At 39.7% G+C, this 17,870-nt stretch carries 20 protein-coding genes; 12 read left to right on the top strand and 8 right to left on the bottom strand.

The window, feature by feature from the left end:
* Window positions 1-19 precede the first annotated feature (19 nt).
* Entirely contained in the window at window positions 20-1,615 is a 1,596-nt protein-coding gene (locus tag CH364_RS06855; protein WP_100743455.1) for a hypothetical protein, read from the top strand.
* On the opposite strand, the gene CH364_RS06860 is transcribed toward CH364_RS06855, so the two are convergent.
* The 4 genes from CH364_RS06860 to CH364_RS06875 form a co-directional block, all read right to left on the bottom strand.
* Window positions 1,605-2,327, bottom strand: coding sequence for an RsmE family RNA methyltransferase (locus CH364_RS06860; protein WP_100742813.1), 723 nt, complete (start codon window positions 2,325-2,327; stop codon window positions 1,605-1,607). The two genes, CH364_RS06855 and CH364_RS06860, sit on opposite strands and share 11 nt — an antisense overlap.
* Window positions 2,328-2,330: 3 nt before the next feature.
* Entirely contained in the window at window positions 2,331-2,762 is a 432-nt protein-coding gene (locus tag CH364_RS06865; RefSeq protein WP_100742814.1) for a hypothetical protein, read from the bottom strand.
* Between the two features lie 53 nt (window positions 2,763-2,815).
* Window positions 2,816-3,649 carry a flagellar-coiling protein FcpB gene (gene fcpB / locus CH364_RS06870; protein ID WP_100742815.1) on the bottom strand — a complete coding sequence of 278 codons (834 nt, stop codon included), beginning with the start codon at window positions 3,647-3,649 and terminating at the stop codon, window positions 2,816-2,818.
* 121 nt (window positions 3,650-3,770) lie between these two features.
* Entirely contained in the window at window positions 3,771-5,021 is a 1,251-nt protein-coding gene (locus tag CH364_RS06875; RefSeq protein ID WP_207762244.1) for an AAA family ATPase, read from the bottom strand.
* 86 nt (window positions 5,022-5,107) lie between these two features.
* Between CH364_RS06875 and fliN the strand changes: the two genes are divergently transcribed.
* From fliN to CH364_RS06890, 3 genes are all read left to right on the top strand, one after another.
* On the top strand, window positions 5,108-5,626 hold the full coding sequence (gene fliN, locus CH364_RS06880; RefSeq protein WP_100742816.1) for a flagellar motor switch protein FliN: 519 nt from the start codon (window positions 5,108-5,110) through the stop codon (window positions 5,624-5,626).
* A 32-nt stretch (window positions 5,627-5,658) separates the two neighbouring features.
* A complete protein-coding gene (locus CH364_RS06885; protein WP_100742817.1) occupies window positions 5,659-6,111 on the top strand; it encodes a GNAT family N-acetyltransferase in 453 nt (150 codons plus the stop codon).
* 189 nt (window positions 6,112-6,300) lie between these two features.
* Window positions 6,301-6,777: an RNHCP domain-containing protein gene (locus tag CH364_RS06890; RefSeq protein WP_100742818.1), complete on the top strand. Its 477-nt coding sequence runs from the start codon at window positions 6,301-6,303 to the stop codon at window positions 6,775-6,777.
* 31 nt (window positions 6,778-6,808) lie between these two features.
* Here the strand turns inward: CH364_RS06890 and CH364_RS06895 are convergent, their stop codons facing one another.
* From CH364_RS06895 to CH364_RS06905, 3 genes are all read right to left on the bottom strand, one after another.
* A complete protein-coding gene (locus CH364_RS06895; RefSeq protein ID WP_100742819.1) occupies window positions 6,809-7,729 on the bottom strand; it encodes an SPFH domain-containing protein in 921 nt (306 codons plus the stop codon).
* A gap of 1 nt (window position 7,730) precedes the next feature.
* Window positions 7,731-8,651, bottom strand: a complete 921-nt coding sequence (locus CH364_RS06900) for an SPFH domain-containing protein (protein ID WP_004789303.1) — start codon at window positions 8,649-8,651, stop codon at window positions 7,731-7,733.
* Window positions 8,652-8,742: 91 nt separating this feature from the next.
* Window positions 8,743-9,198, bottom strand: coding sequence for an NfeD family protein (locus CH364_RS06905; RefSeq protein WP_100742820.1), 456 nt, complete (start codon window positions 9,196-9,198; stop codon window positions 8,743-8,745).
* Between the two features lie 93 nt (window positions 9,199-9,291).
* Here CH364_RS06905 and CH364_RS06910 point away from each other — a divergent pair, with 93 nt between their 5' ends.
* The 7 genes from CH364_RS06910 (at window position 9,292) to CH364_RS06940 (ending at window position 16,130) form a co-directional block, all read left to right on the top strand.
* A complete protein-coding gene (locus CH364_RS06910) occupies window positions 9,292-9,720 on the top strand; it encodes a heme-binding domain-containing protein (RefSeq protein ID WP_100742821.1) in 429 nt (142 codons plus the stop codon).
* On the top strand, window positions 9,717-11,147 hold the full coding sequence (argH, locus tag CH364_RS06915; RefSeq protein ID WP_100742822.1) for an argininosuccinate lyase: 1,431 nt from the start codon (window positions 9,717-9,719) through the stop codon (window positions 11,145-11,147). Before CH364_RS06910 ends, argH begins: the two co-directional genes overlap by 4 nt.
* A gap of 2 nt (window positions 11,148-11,149) precedes the next feature.
* The gene (locus CH364_RS06920; RefSeq protein ID WP_100742823.1) at window positions 11,150-12,031 is read left to right on the top strand and encodes a peptidylprolyl isomerase; all 882 of its coding nucleotides are present in this window, start codon (window positions 11,150-11,152) and stop codon (window positions 12,029-12,031) included.
* Complete coding sequence (locus CH364_RS06925; protein WP_100742824.1) at window positions 12,028-12,627, top strand: hypothetical protein; 600 nt, start codon at window positions 12,028-12,030, stop codon at window positions 12,625-12,627. Before CH364_RS06920 ends, CH364_RS06925 begins: the two co-directional genes overlap by 4 nt.
* A 61-nt stretch (window positions 12,628-12,688) precedes the next feature.
* A complete protein-coding gene (locus CH364_RS06930) occupies window positions 12,689-13,675 on the top strand; it encodes a hypothetical protein (RefSeq protein ID WP_100742825.1) in 987 nt (328 codons plus the stop codon).
* Window positions 13,672-14,697, top strand: a complete 1,026-nt coding sequence (fliM, locus tag CH364_RS06935; protein ID WP_002974265.1) for a flagellar motor switch protein FliM — start codon at window positions 13,672-13,674, stop codon at window positions 14,695-14,697. The genes CH364_RS06930 and fliM overlap by 4 nt, the downstream gene beginning before the upstream one ends.
* A 20-nt stretch (window positions 14,698-14,717) precedes the next feature.
* Window positions 14,718-16,130 carry an alkaline phosphatase family protein gene (locus tag CH364_RS06940; RefSeq protein WP_100742826.1) on the top strand — a complete coding sequence of 471 codons (1,413 nt, stop codon included), beginning with the start codon at window positions 14,718-14,720 and terminating at the stop codon, window positions 16,128-16,130.
* A gap of 48 nt (window positions 16,131-16,178) precedes the next feature.
* Here the strand turns inward: CH364_RS06940 and CH364_RS06945 are convergent, their stop codons facing one another.
* Window positions 16,179-16,847, bottom strand: coding sequence for a type 1 glutamine amidotransferase domain-containing protein (locus CH364_RS06945; protein ID WP_100742827.1), 669 nt, complete (start codon window positions 16,845-16,847; stop codon window positions 16,179-16,181).
* A gap of 137 nt (window positions 16,848-16,984) precedes the next feature.
* On the opposite strand from CH364_RS06945, the gene CH364_RS06950 reads away from it, so the two are divergent.
* The gene (locus CH364_RS06950) at window positions 16,985-17,869 is read left to right on the top strand and encodes a LysR family transcriptional regulator (protein WP_100742828.1); all 885 of its coding nucleotides are present in this window, start codon (window positions 16,985-16,987) and stop codon (window positions 17,867-17,869) included.
* The last annotated feature ends 1 nt before the right edge of the window (window position 17,870 follow it).

The following is a 17,870-nucleotide window of genomic DNA, read 5'->3' on the forward strand; positions in this document are numbered from 1 at the left end:
CGATAATGATCGTATCGTGATGAAGTATCTTCTGACCCCAGTTTTGGTTTTCCTTTTCCTGACTGTTTTCCTCCCATTGGAAGCGCAGGTTTGGGTTCCCACAGGAACAGAGTCCAGACGGGCATCCGCCTTACAATTTGATGCAGGTGCTTCTAGTTTCCAAAAGGACTATTACGGTTATTTTTCACCCAATTTCACTTACAACCATGGAAGTAATTTCGGGTATTCCTTTTCTCTTCCCATCAATGCACTGGCGGTCGACAAAGATCCACTCCAATTGGATAGTAAGGCCGGAAAAATCCGAGAGATGGATTACAATAGCAAAAATGATTATTCTAGGGTTCTGAATTATATATCCTACGGAACATACAACCAACAAATCCCAGGGAAGATAACTTATTCCGCTTACACAGGTAAGATGGTAGATGGATATATTGGCCATGGAACGATTGTAAATAAATACCAAAGTTCCTCACGGTTTGATTCTTATAACCCAGGTGTAATGGCAGATTTAAATACTGATTATGTGGGCGTACAGTATTTTGCTAACTCAGTTGTTAATTTTGAAGTGAACGCTGCTCGGGTTTATATCAAACCCCTTGCCATTGGTAAATCACTTATTTCGCTATTTGATAAATCCTCTGATTTAGTATACCTCATGAACTTACGAGGAAATGTACTCGATGAATCGGGGAGATTGAGTGTAGAAGAAGAAGCCGGTTCAGAAGAATCCAAGGCCAAAAAAGCAGAAGAGGTTAGAAAAAAGGAAATTCGACCTTATAATAAAGACTCTCGGATGGAACTTGTTGATAACGATCCATGGTACAACCGTTTGACGATTGGTTATACGAGGGCTTGGGACCGAGCTGCCCCTGTCCAAATGTCTTATAATACCAATGGATCACCTGTTACAGAAAAGAACTTAGACAATCCAAAAACAACCCAAGTGACTCGTGCTTCAGTGGAAGGAATGGATATTGAATACCGGCTCTTAAATCTTCCATTTGTAGAATTTACACCTTATTTAGATTTTAATAAAATCAAAGGTCTCGATGGAGCTCAAGGAACACATTATGGAAGTGTTTTTCGTTTAGGTACAAAAGATCTAAATGTCATTTTAAAACCTGAGTTTCGTCAAATGACGGCAAACTATGCACCAATGTACTTTGATAGTTTTTATGAAGTAGAACGATTTCAAAAATTTCCTGTTTCTGCACCCCTTCGTCCCAAATACGATTATTTAGATAACCAATCCAATGCCAAAGTTACTGGTTATTATCATACAATTTATATTAATTTTTATCACCTTGGGTTTGAATTTGCTGTGGAAGATTATGGATTAAAAGGAAACAAACGTGTGTTTGCTGCCGCTTATATCCCACTTGGATCTTCATTTTTAATGTCTTTTTATTATACAAAAAAAGGGTATGAGTCACAAGGGAAGGCTTTTGAGTTAGACAATAATACACAAGCTGCCGCTGAAATTTCGAAATCATTTGGACCGATTGTTTTACGTTTACAAAACTATCGTAAGTACTATTTAGATAGTAGCGAAAAATCTTTTGTTAGCATTGATGAAATTCGATTTTTAGTTTCAGGCGGAATTAGTTTCTAATCGAAAACAATTGGTGTAATAATGCAGAATATGCGAATTCTGTTCGCAGATTGATTTTCCCAAGACTGAGTAATTTAAATTCACATTCTTTAAAAAACAAGATATCGCCTGGTTTCCAACCGGATTCCGGTCCAAACACAAAAAGTAGGTCATCCCAAGATTTTTGAATCTCAGGCGCATTATTGGAAAAAAACTCTCCCTCTCGATCCAAAATGAGAACTGTTCCCTTCCAAGATTTTAGAAATGGTTTCCAAGGTTCTGATTGGGATAAATGTAAATTAGGAAGTTTGTTATTTCCTGTTTGGCTTAATCCTGTTTCTAAATATGAAATTGAATCCTTGGTATAAACTGGAGAGGTCCAATATTCTTTATTTTTTGATTCGGTTGCATAAAAAAAGACAGATGTTACTCCGTAGGCTCCACTTAAGTGTAAAATTTTTTTTCCAGTCTGAGGTCTTGGCAAAGAAAAGAAAGTCTGGATAGCAAGTGGTTTTAAAATATCAGGAATCGAATTAGATATTTCTAATCTTGTTTCCGATTCAGAAATGGAAGTAATTTTAAATAAATAATTTCCGGAAAAAGGGACTACCACTTGGATTGTTTCATCTTTTTCTTTTTTTAAGATCGATCGTATATGTGTATGTCGTTCACCTGTTAGGTTTACTGAATGGTTATGAATTAGTTCCTTTTGATATATAAGAATCCAATTCAAAGTTTAAATCTCGTAACTAGGTTTCGTTCCTGGTTGTAAATCTTCTTCTGGTTCTATCTGATTTTGTTCTGGTTCAGGTTCTATACTCGGATTTTGGAATTGTCCTTCTTTTACTGAATCATGCTCTGGCGTTTCTGGAATGGATGACCACTTCCAAAAATACAAAAGTAGAATTGCAAATAATAAGATGGGGATAATATGAAATTCCCTTTTTTTGGGTCCTTGTTTTGATTTTAAGTAATCAATAGGTGCATAAAGCAAATCAAGGATAAGTTCTTTATAACTTTGAAATGATGGTTTGAATTGAAAAGAGGGGATCTGTTCCGTTGATTCAAAATCATCCGAAGAGTTTAAATCGGGAACAAAAGTAAAACGATGAGAACAAACTGGACATTGAACCAAAATGGTTCCCTGTGTGGCAGGGAACCTTAACATCGTGGAACAATTCGGACATTGTTTAACGAGATTCAATTAAGAACCTGTTGTTCTTAGTATTTTAAAGAACTTTTCAATGCTTCAACGTTTTTCTTATAATGTTTATTGGAATCTCGATCGTTATAATCGAAAAGTTTTGTAAACAATTTGTCGAAGTAGTCCAAGTTCTTAAAGTAGAATTGTTTTTTGAAATTATTTCGAATTGGGTTTGTTTTTGTATTCTCTACGTTTGCAAGAATGTATTTACCAACACCTTTTTCAGAAGGAGTTTCTGGAGTTCCCCAAACAGGATAATCATCATGTTGGTAGAAGAGTTCAATTTTATCATTATGTGCTGGTGTTCCGTTAGGTGCAACATCTGCAATCACAGAAATGATTTTATCTTCTAAAACAAAATTGTTTTGATAAATATAAGTTCTTACTTTTGTAAGGTTACGAGGTTGTTCTTTTCGCGGATCAGGATCAGCGTTGTTTGCTCCTTCAAAAAAGAGTTCCATCTTTTTGAATTTTGCTCCCAAGTTTCTTCCTGAACGTCCATCTTCACTTCCTACAAAGTCAAACACTTCTAAATGCAAACAAGTGTTATCTTGTGCTTCTTGTTTGTCTGTTGCTTCACATCTTTCTCCATCAGCACTAGGTTTTCCTTTGTAAAGGACAGTGCGGTGTGGGAGAGTTCTTACTTTCATTTTAAATAAAACTGTGTGCAAACGTAGTCGTTTGTTCACTTCAGAAATATTATCATCTAGTTCTTTTTCTGTCTCAGTGATGGATTTACCGGATTGTGTTGGGTCAATTCCTGCTGAAGTAGAACCTGTTTCCGAGCTACCAGTTTGAGCGAAAACCCCAAAGTTGAGCAAAAGGATGGGGAGTATTAATTTTATTTTCATGTCCGAATCTTCCTAAAAGGTTAATTTGAGGATACCAAGGAACGACCAATGGTCGTAAACAACTATCCTGTAAAAATTATCGGTATTTCACCTAGAAGATTGAAGCCGAAACTCTTACTTTTTAGCGTTTCCATCCAAAATCTGAGAAGGAGTCCAAATAAAATGAAATTTCGGGAGCGGACAAAAAGTCCTCTTTTTCCCAGTTTTGGGTGATCCATCTACGTTCTACATAGTCACAATAATCCTTTAAATTCCTTCCGGAAGCACCATCAAGGATCTCTGCCAATTTTTGGCGTTCGTTTGGCTTCAGTTGTTTGGCATAACCTTCCAAAATTTTGCTGCGTTCTTCCTTGTTCGGTAATGGAAAATAGATCTTTCTGTCAAAACGGGACAAAAGGGCGGAATCCAGATCTGATTTTCTATTGGTCGCACCAATGGTGATGGTTCCGCTCCGTTCAGCAAACCCGTCCAGTTTTCTTAGGAGCACACTGAGTAGATTCCTTGTAGCTTCAAATAAGCCGTCCTCTCTAGAAGTAGCAAGGGAATCAATTTCATCCAAAAAAAGCATACATTTTGGAAAAAGCGCAGCAGCATCAAAAACCATGGCGAGATTCTGGGAAGACTCACCATAGTATTTGCTTAATATGGATTCGATAGGTACATAAACCATTGGTACCCCACAAAGATGGGAAACAATTTTTGCCATACTCGTTTTTCCCACTCCTGGTTCTCCTTCAAAAAGGACCGCACGAGGGAGATTTGGAGCTGGTTTTTTTCTTGTTAGTTTGGTGATTTCAAAAAATGGCTCTGGTTTCAAAACGGGAAATACCAAACTCTCTAAAATTTGTGCTTTCACTCCCTCATACCCAAATACCGAATCAAACCCCAACTCATTTCCTTTGGCTTTTTCTAGGTGCGGGTCGTACACTTCAGCGCCGAGTTGGTGGAGGAGGATTCTTGGATCCCTGGCTTCGGCTCCTTCTGTTTTTAAAAAATGAAAGAGGCTGACGCAGGTTTGGATTTCCTTGGTGGAAAAATCCCCATGTTTGGAACATTCAACTTTTAAATCTGATTTGAATGAAAATCGAATTCGAAATTTTCCAGAGAGGTTTTTTTGCGGTTCAAATAGATTTTCGTTCAGCGTTTGGATGCTGATGTATCCTTCTTCAAAATTATAAATGCGAAAATTTTCGATATAATTTCTCACAATTCCAAAACAGTCCAAGATTCGGTCTTTACTCGCATTTTCTGTACGAAACCGAAAGATCGTTTCTTCTTTTTCCTGAACAAACTGGTAGTTGGCGTTTTTTAGTTCGGAGGCAAAGAGTTCCTTGGCTTTGAAATAATCCAGATGGGACGGGGAATTGGACATAAGGAACAAAATGCGGAACTTTGCCTTTTTTTTCAAGGAAGGATTTTGATTTCCACCGACGAATAGATTGGAGAGGTTGCAAAGATATGGGTGAAGGTTCACTATCACAAGAAGACATAGATGCTCTGCTCGGCGGATTTAGTGGAGGAGGAAATGCTCCTGCTGCTGGTGGTTCCGGAGGGGGAGGTGGTCTTGATGATTTAGATGCCCTGGTCGGTGGCGGCGGGGGAGATGATAATGGACCCTCTTTTGCAGACATTGCCGCAGCACTTGGACCAAGTGCGACTCCAAGTCCCACAAGGGCCGGTGCTAAGTCCCAATCCAGTGCTGGAAATAATACTGCCAATCTCAATTTACTTTTAGATGTAACCCTCCAACTCACGATTGAACTGGGACGAACTACGATGTTCATCAAAGATGTCCTCCAACTCACAGAAGGAACTGTCGTGGAGTTAGATAAAAATATTGGGGAAGAACTCGATATTTTGGCAAATGGCAAACTTGTTGGCCGAGGAAAACTCATCATTTTGGATGATTACTATGGAGTTCAAATCACTCAAATTGTTGATCCTATGGAAAGACTTGGTGGCCCAGCATTTTTATAAGTATTAAACCTTTCCAAATGACCTAACCATGTATGAATTTTGAATCACCATATACATTAGAACGGATCATCAATCCATCAGATGATTTACAATCCGAACTCTGGAACTTATTGCACGAATTCAGCATTTCCAAGTTAGGTGATTCAAACCTCGAAAAAAAAGAATTTTTTGCCATCCTTATAAAGGAAGGAGAGACTTTAGTTGCTGCCTCTCTTTGTTATCTATTTTTTAAAGGACTGAACCTCCAACTTCTATGGGTCGCAGAAGAAAAAAGGGGAATGGATTTAGGAACGAAATTACTCATTCAAATCGAAGAAGAGGCCAAAACTCTAGGGGCCACTTTGGTATTTGGTTATTCTTTTGGGTTCCAAGCCCCAAAATTTTACACAAAATTGGGTTACGAAGAAGTGGGAATGATCCCCAATTACCCAGAAGGTCAGAATTGTTATTTCCTTTGTAAAAAATTGAAAACTGATTCTCCTTGACAACGATCCTTTCTCTTTCAAACTGTATCCTATGTTAACTCTAGCCATTGTGTAGACCGCCAAAACGGTGAACTTGTTTTGGATACCCCGCCTAAATTCAATTAGGAGGCGGCTATCTTCGCACAGGCGGTCTATTCCTCTCATCCACTGTTTTGGTTTCCTCTTTTTGTTTTGCCGCAAAAACTGGATATGGTACGTGAATCCGATCTATCTAAATTTCAAAAGATCTCTAAGAAGAAACGTTTTGATGATGAAGACGAGGACTTTTCATCGCAAAAACCCAAAACAAAATCACATCGATTCCGTTCTGATGTAGATGAATTTCGTTGTGTAGAATGCAAAGAAATGGTTTTCCCACCGGGTTTTGGAACCGATCAAAGAAACCATTGTCCTAATTGTTTAACGAGTTTGCATCTTGACAATTCTCCTGGCGACCGAGCTGCCATTTGTGGAAGTAAGATGGAAGCAATTTCCATTTGGGTCAGAAAAGGGGAATGGGTGATTTTACATCGCTGCAAAGGTTGTGGGGTCATCCATGCCAATCGCATTGGGCCAGACGATAACGAAGCACTTCTTGTTTCCCTTGCTGCCCAAGCAATGGCCAAACCAAGTTTTCGATTGTTTAGAGAAAATCCGGTGGAAGACCCACCGGATGACAAATGTTAATCTACCTTTTTTGCATTCTAGGAATGTCCTATTATGCTTTTGGTTTTTTCCCTTCGGTAAGGTTGGCAATGAGATTTGGTAAATTCATCACATCCGCAGGGATGAGGATTTCTGTATTCTCTTTGGCAACATTTAGAAAGTTGTGGATGAAGGCTTTTGTGATTTGGAGTTTGATCGCAGAAGCTCCTCCTTGGTCGGAGATAGCACCGGCGATGGATTCAATTCCTTTGGCCGTAGCGACAGCAAGGGCTTCAATTTCTGTTGCTTTCCCTTCGGCAGAGTTGATCCTTCTTTGTTTTTCCCCTTCGGATTTGTTCACGGCTTCTTCTTTAAAACCGAGGGAGCGGTTGATTCGTGAATCTCTTTCCCCTTCGGAAAGAAGCACCTGCGAACGTTTGGCGATCTGCGCTTTCTTTTCTTTTTCCATCGCATCAAGGACTGATTTTGGTGGAACAATATTCAGAATTTCGTAACGATTCACTTTGATCCCCCATGGTTCCGATGCTTGGTCGATGGCAGCAACAATGGTCGAGTTGATAAGATCTTTTTCACCAATGGTTTTGTCTAGTTCCATTGTTCCGATGACAGAACGCATCGTAGTTTGTGCGAGTTGGATCGCTGCAAATTGGAAATCTTCGATTCCGTAAGAAGCACGAACGGGATCAATGATTTTTAAATAAATCACTCCATCTACCTTCACCTGTACGTTGTCATGTGTGATACAAATTTGTGGTTGTACATCGATGGACTGTTCTTTGAGAGTATGGTAATAAGCATCACGATCAATAAAAGGAATGAGGATATGAAATCCTGCTCGTAAACTCCGAGAATATTTTCCCAGTCGTTCCACAATTAAAACATCCTGCGCTGGAATGATGCGGATGCAACGGAAGATTTTATAAATCAAATAAATGGCAATGACCGACCAAAAACCTAAATATGCAAATTCCATACTATTCTCCTACCTGTGGGATTTTTGTGGTGATTTTGGAAAGTCCTTCAAACACTCCACCAATGTTTGCTAAAGTTTCGGGAACCACAGTCGTTTTCGATGTTTTCAGAATTTGACCAAGTGCATCCAAATATTCTTGGGTGATCTGTAGGCTAACAGCTTCCTTTCCACCTTTTTTGCTAATGGCTTCCGAGATCAGTTGTAAACCTTTTGCTGTTGCATTGGAAATGAGTGTGATCTCTTGGGCACGTCCATCGGCTTCATTCACCAACCGGATTTTTTCCCCTTCGGAAATGTTAATCGATTCTTGTCTTTCTCCCACAGAATGGTTCACGCGAGCTTCCTTTTCTCCTTGGGAGATGGTGATCTCGGCTCGTCTTTCCCTTTCGGATTTCATTTGGTTTTCCATCTCGAGTAAAATTTGTTTAGGCGGAGTGATATTACGAATTTCGTACCTTGTGACTTTGATTCCCCAGGGATCGGTAGCCCTATCAATATTGGAAACCACTCGGCCATTGATTTCATCTCTTTCTGAAAGTAAGTTATCAAAAATTAATTTTCCGATTTCAGAGCGAAGAGTGGTTTGGGCAAGCTGGGTCGTTGCCAACATAAAGTTATCAATTCCGTAAGATGCTTTTTCTCCATCGATGACTTTTAGGTATAAGACTCCATCCACTTCAACGGATACGTTATCCCTTGTGATACAAACTTGTGGATCGATATCGATGGTTTGTTCCTTTAGGTTTTGACGGTATCGAATTTGGTCTACAAAAGGGATCATAAAATAAAATCCCGATTTTAAAACCCCGTTCAATACACCTAATCTTTCTTTAACATAAACACTTTGTTCTGGAACAATGATGATTGTTTTTTTGATGATATAAACAATGACCAAAAATACAACAATGACGGTCGCGCCCATAGTTTCTCCTTTGTGACGTTTGACCATACGAGATGAGGTAAAAGAGAAAAGGGTTTTTTGGTTCTATTGAAAAAAAAATGAAATCTTTGGATTATGAATCCACTCGTTCGACAGTGAATGTCAGATTTTCTCGAGATAAAATCCTCACAAAGTTTCCTTTGGTGATTTTGGAATCAGTAGAAACCGCATCCCAAAGTGTACCTTGGAACCTTATTTTTCCTCCGTGCCTTTGCACTAAAATGTCTGTTTCAACGGGAACAATTTGGTTTAAAAAATCATCTTTGACAAAAGGATCGACTGAGGATTCGGATTTAAAAAATCTTTTTACTGCCGATCCACCAACAAGGATAGAAACAAAACTTGTCAGTACCCAAACCACCACTTGTGAATAAAATTCCAAAGACACCAAACGAGCCAAAATCCCTGTAAATATGGCTCCAATTCCTAAAAACATCACGAAGGTTCCAGGTAAAAGGAACTCAGAAAATAACAATGTGAGTCCAAGGAAAATCCAAATATAAGGTGTGTTCGTGAAAATAAAATCCAAAGGGAACCTCTAAAGAATAAGAACAATGGATTCTAGGCGGTGGCAAGAAAAATAATACTTTGATTTCAAAGGAAGGGATAGAACCTGTCTTGTGTGAAACGATTTTTTTTCATCCTACTTGGAGTCTTCCTCCTCCTCCAATTGTTCCCAATCAACCGTACGAATCCATCTGTTACATCGGAAATCCAATCCGGTGCAGAGGTCAAAGAAATCCTAAAACGAAGTTGTTACGACTGTCACTCGAACGAAACCGTTTGGCCCGTTTACTCTTATGTTTTTCCTGCATCCTTACTGATTTCCCATCATGTGGAGGAAGGACGAGAAGAATTGAATTTTTCCGAGTTTGGAAAATTGGCAGAACGAAAACAAAATAAAAAAATCTACGAGATTTGGGAACAAGTGGATGAAGGGGAGATGCCACCGAAAGACTATCTTTTGTTACATCCAAATGCTAAGTTATCTGACAAAGACAAAGAAATTTTGAAACAATGGTCAGAAGGTTTTAGCGGGGAATCGGAATGAAAGAGAAAAAATTATGGGGAGGACGATTTGACGCCCCCCCATCTTCACTTATGGTTCGTATCGGTGAATCAATTAGTTTTGATAAAGAACTATATGCTCACGATATAGAAGGTTCCATTTCTCATTCCCGAATGTTGAAACGAATAGGAATCCTTTCTGAATCGGAACAGAGAAAAATTGAAACTGGTCTTATTCAGATCAAAAAGGAAATTGATTCTGGGAAGTTTGAATTTAAAATAGAAAACGAAGACATACATATGTCTATTGAATCTCGCCTAACGGAACTATTGGGAGATTTAGGAAAAAAACTACATACTGGTCGAAGCCGAAATGACCAAGTTTCGCAAGATGTCCGTTTATATATAAAAACAGAAGTCGAATCCATTTTGGTTTTTCTTATGGATTTACTTGGGGCTTGGGTTGGTAAAGCAGAGGCCCATACAAAAACCATTATTCCTGGATACACCCACTTACAAATTGCGCAGCCGATTCGTGCCTCTCATTATTTTTTATCTCATTTTTGGGCCAATGTTCGTGATTTTGAAGATTTTTTGGATGCTTATGATAGGGCCGATGAATTGGTGTTAGGTTCTGGTGCTCTTGCGGGAGTCAATTACGCCACAGACAGAGAGTTCTTAAAAAAGGATTTATCTTTATCAAGGATTTCAGAAAATTCAATGGATGCCGTGAGCCAAAGAGATCATATTTTTAAATTTCTTTTTGCAGCTTCTCAGTTCATGATCCATGTTTCTCGTTTTTGTGAAGAGATAATCCTCTACACATCTCAGGAATTCAGTTATTTTAAACTCCCTGACCACCTAACCACTGGCTCCTCTATTATGCCGCAAAAGAAAAATCCAGACGTAGCAGAACTGATTCGCGGGAAGGCGGGACGTGTGATTGGAAGTTTGACCCATGTGCTTGTGATGTTAAAAGGAACTCCTTTGTCGTATAACAGGGATTTCCAAGAAGACAAACTCCCGTTATTTGATACGGTCAAACAGGTGAAATTGAGTATAGAAGGGGTTCGGGATATGGTTCTCGGAATCCAAGTGTTTCCTGAAAATGCAATTCGTAGTCTAAGGTTTGGATTTGCAACAGCGACCGACTTGGCGGATTGGCTTGTCAGTGCCAAAGGAATTCCATTTCGGACTGCCCATGAAATTGTGGGGGAACTGGTAAAACACTGCTCTTCCAAAGGTTATGATTTATTTACCATTCCTAGTGGAGAAAGGGGTCAAATCCATGCGGTACTCACTGATCCTGGGTATGAAGCCGCAATTTCTCTAGAAACTTCTTGTGACAAAAAAGATGTGATGGGAGGGACTTCGTTCCTTCGTCAAAAAGAACAAATCAAAAGGGCCAAGGCAAAGGTAAACGAATTGACCAAAAAGCTAAAATCGATAGAATCCAAAGGTAAAAAATAAATATGAAGCTCAGCGTAGTCCATCAACTCTCTTTTTTAGCCTTTCTCTTTTTGTCATTAACACAGACCATTTTTTGTAGTGACCAAACTTTCAAAAAGATCACATACGAACCGGTTCCTTATTCACCTTCGAAAGTAATCGTCAAACGCCAAGACGTAACCGGAGTCAAACTCCCGGAAAAACCAGCCATTTACGCTGTGCTCTCAACCACAGCAGGAGACTTGGTCATCGAACTTTACGATGCAGCCGCTCCCAAAACGGTGCAGAACTTTATTGATTTAGCCCAAGGAGAAAAAGAATTCAAAACCGATAAAGGCTCTGAACGAAGACCATATTACGATGGACTCAAATTCCATCGTGTCATCGAAAACTTTATGGCACAAGGTGGATGTCCAAGAGGGGATGGAACTGGTGGGCCTGGATTTCAAATCGAAGATGAGATCAATGGGAAGGCTCTTGGCCTCGACAAAGTCAAAATCAAAGATGCACCTCAATACCAATCCCAACTCCAACGAGCAGTCCTTGCGGAATTTAAAATCCAGTCTAGGGCTGAGTTTGAAGAGAAACGAACCGAAGTAGAAAAAGCTTACCAAGAAGCTATGGAATTACCTGTGTTAGAAGTATTGCACCGAGTTGGATACCGTTACAACGAAGTACTTCCTAGTAAGAAAGCAGTTCGAGGTGCCTTGGCGATGGCAAATGCAGGACCCAATACCAATGGATCTCAGTTTTTCATCAACCAAGTGGACACTCCTCATTTAGATGGACTTCATACTGTATTTGGATTTTTAGTTTCTGGATACGATGTACTTGACCGAATCATTGAAAAAGGAAACCTACAGACGACAATCCGTAAGGTTGTGGTCATAGACAAACGCCAATGAACTACTTAGAAGGAATCGAAGTCATTCAAAAATATACATCTGGTTCTTCCGTGGAACCGGTGTTAAAATTCATTATGACAATTCCGCATAATGAAGAAGCATTTGCGAATGCTCTTGATGAAATCGGGGGAATCAATCGTTACCCCGATACCTTTGTGGGTCTTCTTAGTTTTATCAGTTTTATTTTGGGGCAAAAGTCAAAGATGAACCAACTTTATGAAACAGCCCTCGAACGATACGAATCTTTAAACCAGGTCACTGCCAAACGCCGCCCCACAGAAGAAGAATCTAAAATCAAACGGACATTAACGGACTTTATTTTAAAAATCGAAAAAGTATTTGAGATCCAAGATTTGACTGATGAAAGTTTGGTGAAGGAATTGAACCGTTTTGTCTCCGAAGCCAATCTCTACGGGGTCACAGAAAATGAGATCAAAAACCTAAAAGTTTCCTCCAAAACTGTAGCTCTAGTGGAGCCACATTTGGACAAACAAAGGGAAAACTACTACCAATACAAAAAACTAGTTGGGGTCATGACAAGGCTCATTCGCATTGCCGATTACATTTTGGAAGAAGCCAAAATGAGTGCCGGTTAGTCATTTTTATGTCCTAAAAATTCTTTCGAAAATACCAAGACCTGCCGAAGTTTGAAACTGTATGCGGTCTCTCCGAAATTTAATGATTTTAGGAATTCTCTTGGTAAATTCCCTCTATGCATTTCCTGACAGGGATGCCAGGGGAGAACGAATTGATAATTTTGTTTCCCTTCAGTCAAAAATCAGTCTTTCTTTAACCAAACGGAGTTACCAAGCCGGAGAACGAATCCCCCTTACCTTTACCGTGACCAACACAGGAAAGGAAGTGGTTCGTATCTTTCCTTCCTTTGATTTTCGGTATTCCTTCCAAATCATTGTAAAAGACGAAAATGACCGCATCCTCACACCAATGGAAGATCCGGAATTTCCTGATCCCATCCTCAAACGAAGGACAACCATTGTCAACTTGGTGGGTGATGAAAACAAAGAAGTGAGTCTCCATAGGAATGAATCGTTTTCCAAAACGATTTATTTGGATGAACATTATAGTTTTTTAGCAGATCAAAAGTTCTATGTGACCGGGTATTTTTATCCCAATTATACCGAAGATAAGTCTGCTTTCCTACGCTCACAAAATACAGTAGGATTCCTATTTCAAAATTCCAAAGCAGAGAGAAAGGAAACAGTCACTCGCCAAATCACAGAAAACGGTGGGTTAACCCCAGAAGAAACCATCTTCTTATTTCTTGGTGCAGAGATGAAAAAACGTTGGGAATACCATTTTAAGTGGATCGATTTTTCAGAATATATTTTGGCTTATGATCGTTTTAGCAGTGCCTATACCGAAGCTGGTTTAGGAGAACGAGAAACAATCATAGAAGATTTTAAAGAGTATTTGACGGAGACACCCTCTGGAGTTTTAAAATACTTTAAAGTGATGAATGTGGATTATCCGTCCAAAAGGGATGCCCGTGTTCAGGTTTATGTAGAAAGAATGATGGGTCGGTTTAAAACAAGGTACGAATATATATACACCTTGCGACAGGAAGAAGGAAGCCGTGTTGGATTTTGGCAGATTAAAAACTTACTCGTAAAGGTAAAAAAATGACGGAAATCCTTTCCCAAGATGAAATTGATGCCCTGTTAAATGCCATCTCCTCCGGCGAAGTTTCGGAGGATGAATACTCATCGGTTGGGGAACAAAAGAAAGTCAAAATCTACGACTTCAAACGTCCGGATAAATTTTCAAAAGACCAAATTAGAACACTCCAGATGATGCATGAGACCTTTGCTCGTTTGGCAACCACTGGTCTATCAGCACAGCTGCGAGCTCTCGTTGTGGTGCACGTGGCATCAGTGGATCAGTTAACTTACGAAGAATTCATTCGTTCCATCCCGAACCCAACGACACTTGCGGTCATCAATATGGACCCTCTTCGCGGATCTGCCATTTTAGAAATTGACCCTTCGATTTCCTTTACTATCATCGATCGTTTGTTTGGTGGTAAGGGTGAGTCCTCTAAGGTAAATCGCGAACTTTCGGATATCGAGTTATCGGTTATGGAAGGGATCATTGTTAGGATTCTTGGAAACTTACGCGAGTCTTGGTCAACGGTAATTGATTTACGTCCAAGACTTGGAAACATCGAAACAAACCCACAATTCGCACAGGTAGTTCCTCCCAATGACATGGTGGTATTGATTACCCTCGAAACGAAAGTGGGAGAAGTGGAAGGGATGACAAACCTTTGTATTCCCTACATCACCATTGAACCTATTATCAATAAACTTTCTGCCCAGTACTGGTATTCCTCGATTCGTAAAGGAGAAGTGGACGAAAACCGTGCCGTCATCCAAGAACGACTCGACCAGGTCAAAATCCCTCTGATTTCCGAAGTGGGAAGTGTGGATATTTCTCTGAATGATCTCATGAACTTACATGTGGGTGATGTGATCAAACTGGAAAACACGCCGATCAAAACCGACCTTATGGTAAAGGTGGGGGATCGTAGTAAGTTCAAGGCCACACCAGGCCGAGTAGGAAACCGTCTTGCCATTCAAATTGGTGATAGCATTGAGGACATTCCAGACGAACTTCTTGGATCTACTAGATCGGAACAAGAATACTGATTTTTCGCAAAACGGAGTTTATGCGAAAAATCCATTTCTTCTTTTCATTAGGTATTCTTTGTTTGTGTTCCTCAAACATTTCCATAGATGCCAAACCTAACAAAACAATTGAAAAATATAAGGAAAAATCTGCGAAGATTCACCAAATGATTGTTTTGTCCATTGATGGATTTCCGGCTTACTACTGGACTGATCCCAAATACCATTCTTATTTCCCCCACTTAAGCGAAATCTTTCAGAAATACGGAATTTCCGAAATAAAAACCATCAATCCTTCGGTTACGTATCCGGCTCATACTTCTATGGTGACTGGAAAAGATCCCGGTGAACACGGGATCTACAACAATACCTTGTCCGATCCCTTTGAAAAAAATGATGGGGGATGGATGTGGTATGCGGAAGATATCTCAAGTCCCACACTTTGGGATTTAGCAAAAGACAATCACAAAACCACTGCCAATGTGTTTTGGCCCGTGACAGTGGGTGCAAATATTGATTGGAACCTTCCTCAATACTGGCGAAAAAAAATCCCTGAAGATGACAAACTCCTTCGGGTTTTGTCCACAAAGGATCTTCACAAAGAAGCTGAACTAACCGTAGGATTTCCGTTAAACGATGTTTCCAAAGACGAAGTGAAATTAAAAACAGCCACTTGGCTCTTTCAGAAAAAAAATCCAGATCTTATGTTTGTCTATACTACGGATTTGGATACCAGCCACCATGGATTTGGCCCAGGATCAGAAAAAGCCCTTTCACGACTCTTGGAACTTGACAATTCCATCTTTTCTTTTTTGCAATCGGTAGGAGCCTTCACTCCCAAAGGACCGGCGATCGTAATTGTTTCCGACCACGGCTTCCATTCCGCAGATTCAATTTGTGCACCAAATGTAGTTTTAAAACAAAAAGGTTATATCAATGACGAGGCTGGCACCTACAATTTAACCTTTAAAAGTTCTGGTGGCTCATCCATCCTTTTGCCAGGTTCCGGTTTCCAAGTGCCGGAAACGGAAGTCCAATCGATTGTCTCTGAAATTCTCACGGCTTGCCCAGGATCTGAATGGATTTCTTCTTCCAGTTCTACAAGTGGGCCATTAGGTGAATTAGAAAAGCCAATTCCTGGGGAAATTGATACAAGTTTCATTCAAAAGAAAATTCATCCGCAAGCTTTGGGACTATTTTACACAAAACAGGCATTATTCTTTAGTGGAACCAGAAAAGGGGAGCTGTTTACCAAATCACAATCAAAGATTCATGGTCATGGGTATTGGAATGGGAATCCTGAGATGAAAACCATTGGTTTTGTTTATGACCCAACGGGGAAAAAACACAAGTTTGAATCCGTAAAGGATGTATTTGGAATCGTTAAAGATATGTTAGGTTTAAAAGAAAAAAAAACCAAAGGGCCTCGTCTGCCTACGCATACAAAACCCTGATCCAAAATCTGAATCGATTTAATTGATCCAGGTGAACACGAGTACTTCTTATTTTTTTAATAAACTAAGAATGGCCTCTCCCACTGCTTTTGCTGACTGTGGATTTTGTCCTGTCACAAGCCTTGTATCTACTTCCACATGGCTCATCCAAGGTGCTGATTTGGAATACTTTCCGCCCGCAGCAATCAGTTGGTTTTCCAAAAGAAAGGGAACCACTCCTTCCAATTTTACAATCTCTTCTTCTTCATTGGAAAATCCATTCACTCGTTTGCCTGCTATTAGTTTCGATCCATCAGACAGGGTGACATTGACAAGTGCCGATGGTCCGTGACAAACGGCGCCTACAATCCCTCCTGATTCATAGATAGTCCGAGTCAGGTCTTGGAGTTCTTTGTTCTCTGGAAAGTCCCACATGGTTCCATGTCCGCCGGCAAAGTAGATCGCAGAATAATCGCTAGGACTTATCTCTTTTGGTGTTTTCGTATGGATTCGTTTTTCTTTATATACGGGATGGTTCCAAAATTCTTTGTTGGCTGCATCTTCCAAATCAAATCCATCCACTGGAGGTTCTCCCCCTTTCGGACTTACCAAATCCATTTCCACACCAGCGTCGTGTAAGACCTTCCAAGGGTGAGACACTTCTCCCAAATGGTAACCGGTGGAACCTGCGTTTCCTTTTTCACCGTGGCTTGTTAATACAAATAATACTTTTTTCATTGGATCCTCTCTTTGATTCCTTTAATTGAATCAGTTCATAAAGAAAATATTTCCTTATCTGTTTTTTTAGACAAGAGAAAGTTATTATTAAAAATATGATGGTGTTTATTCATTGTTATTAATAATATTATACCAAGATGAATCCCATCGAATTGTACCAGAGTTTTTACCTTATCTACCGGGAGAGAAATTTAACGAAAGCGGGGAAAATTCTTGGGTTATCCCAACCGGCACTCAGTTTGCATTTACAATCTTTGGAAAGACATAGAAAAGAAGTTTTGTTTCGTCGCACGTCTAGGGATTTAATTCCGACTGAGGCCGCCAAACGTTTGTATGTGCAGATTGCAGGCCCCATTGAAGAATTGGAACGTATGGAAGGGTCAATTCGACCCAAAGAAAAAATAGGTAAACTCCGGATTGGTTCTGCCAAAGAAATATTTTCAGAAAAAGTTTTGCCGAACCTTTCAAAACAGGGGATCCATTTTCAAGTGATATATGGCCATCCTCCCGAACTCATGGAGTCACTGAAAAAACAGGAAATTGACTTTGTCATTTGCAACCAAAAGTTAAACTATCCTGGTTTTCGTTTTAAAGAATTGTATACAGAATCATTTGTTTTTGTGGGATCAAGGCAAATCAATTTGGATCCAGAATTTCCATTTCAAGGACATACCAAACCCAAACTAGAAGTTTTAAAAACATGGATGGAAAACCAACATTGGTTTGTGTATAGCGAAGACTTTGCGATTGTTCGTAGGTTCTGGAAAGTCAACTTCGATTCTCGTCCCAAAATTAAGGATTATTCTGTGATTCCAAACTTACATGACATTCGAAATGCCCTTGAAATTGGAAAAGGAGTTTCTGTTTTGCCTACCTATCTTTTGGGTAAAAAAACTTCCTTGTATACAAATCAAAAAGAATGTTTGGGTTTTGATAACCAACTTTATTTGGTGAGTCACGGTGAGAATCTCGAATCTTTGGAAGAAGAGTTCCAAAGATTGAAGCAGTGGCTTACGGATTGAA

This window comes from Leptospira harrisiae (assembly GCF_002811945.1).
In the GTDB taxonomy this organism is placed as follows: domain Bacteria; phylum Spirochaetota; class Leptospiria; order Leptospirales; family Leptospiraceae; genus Leptospira_A; species Leptospira_A harrisiae.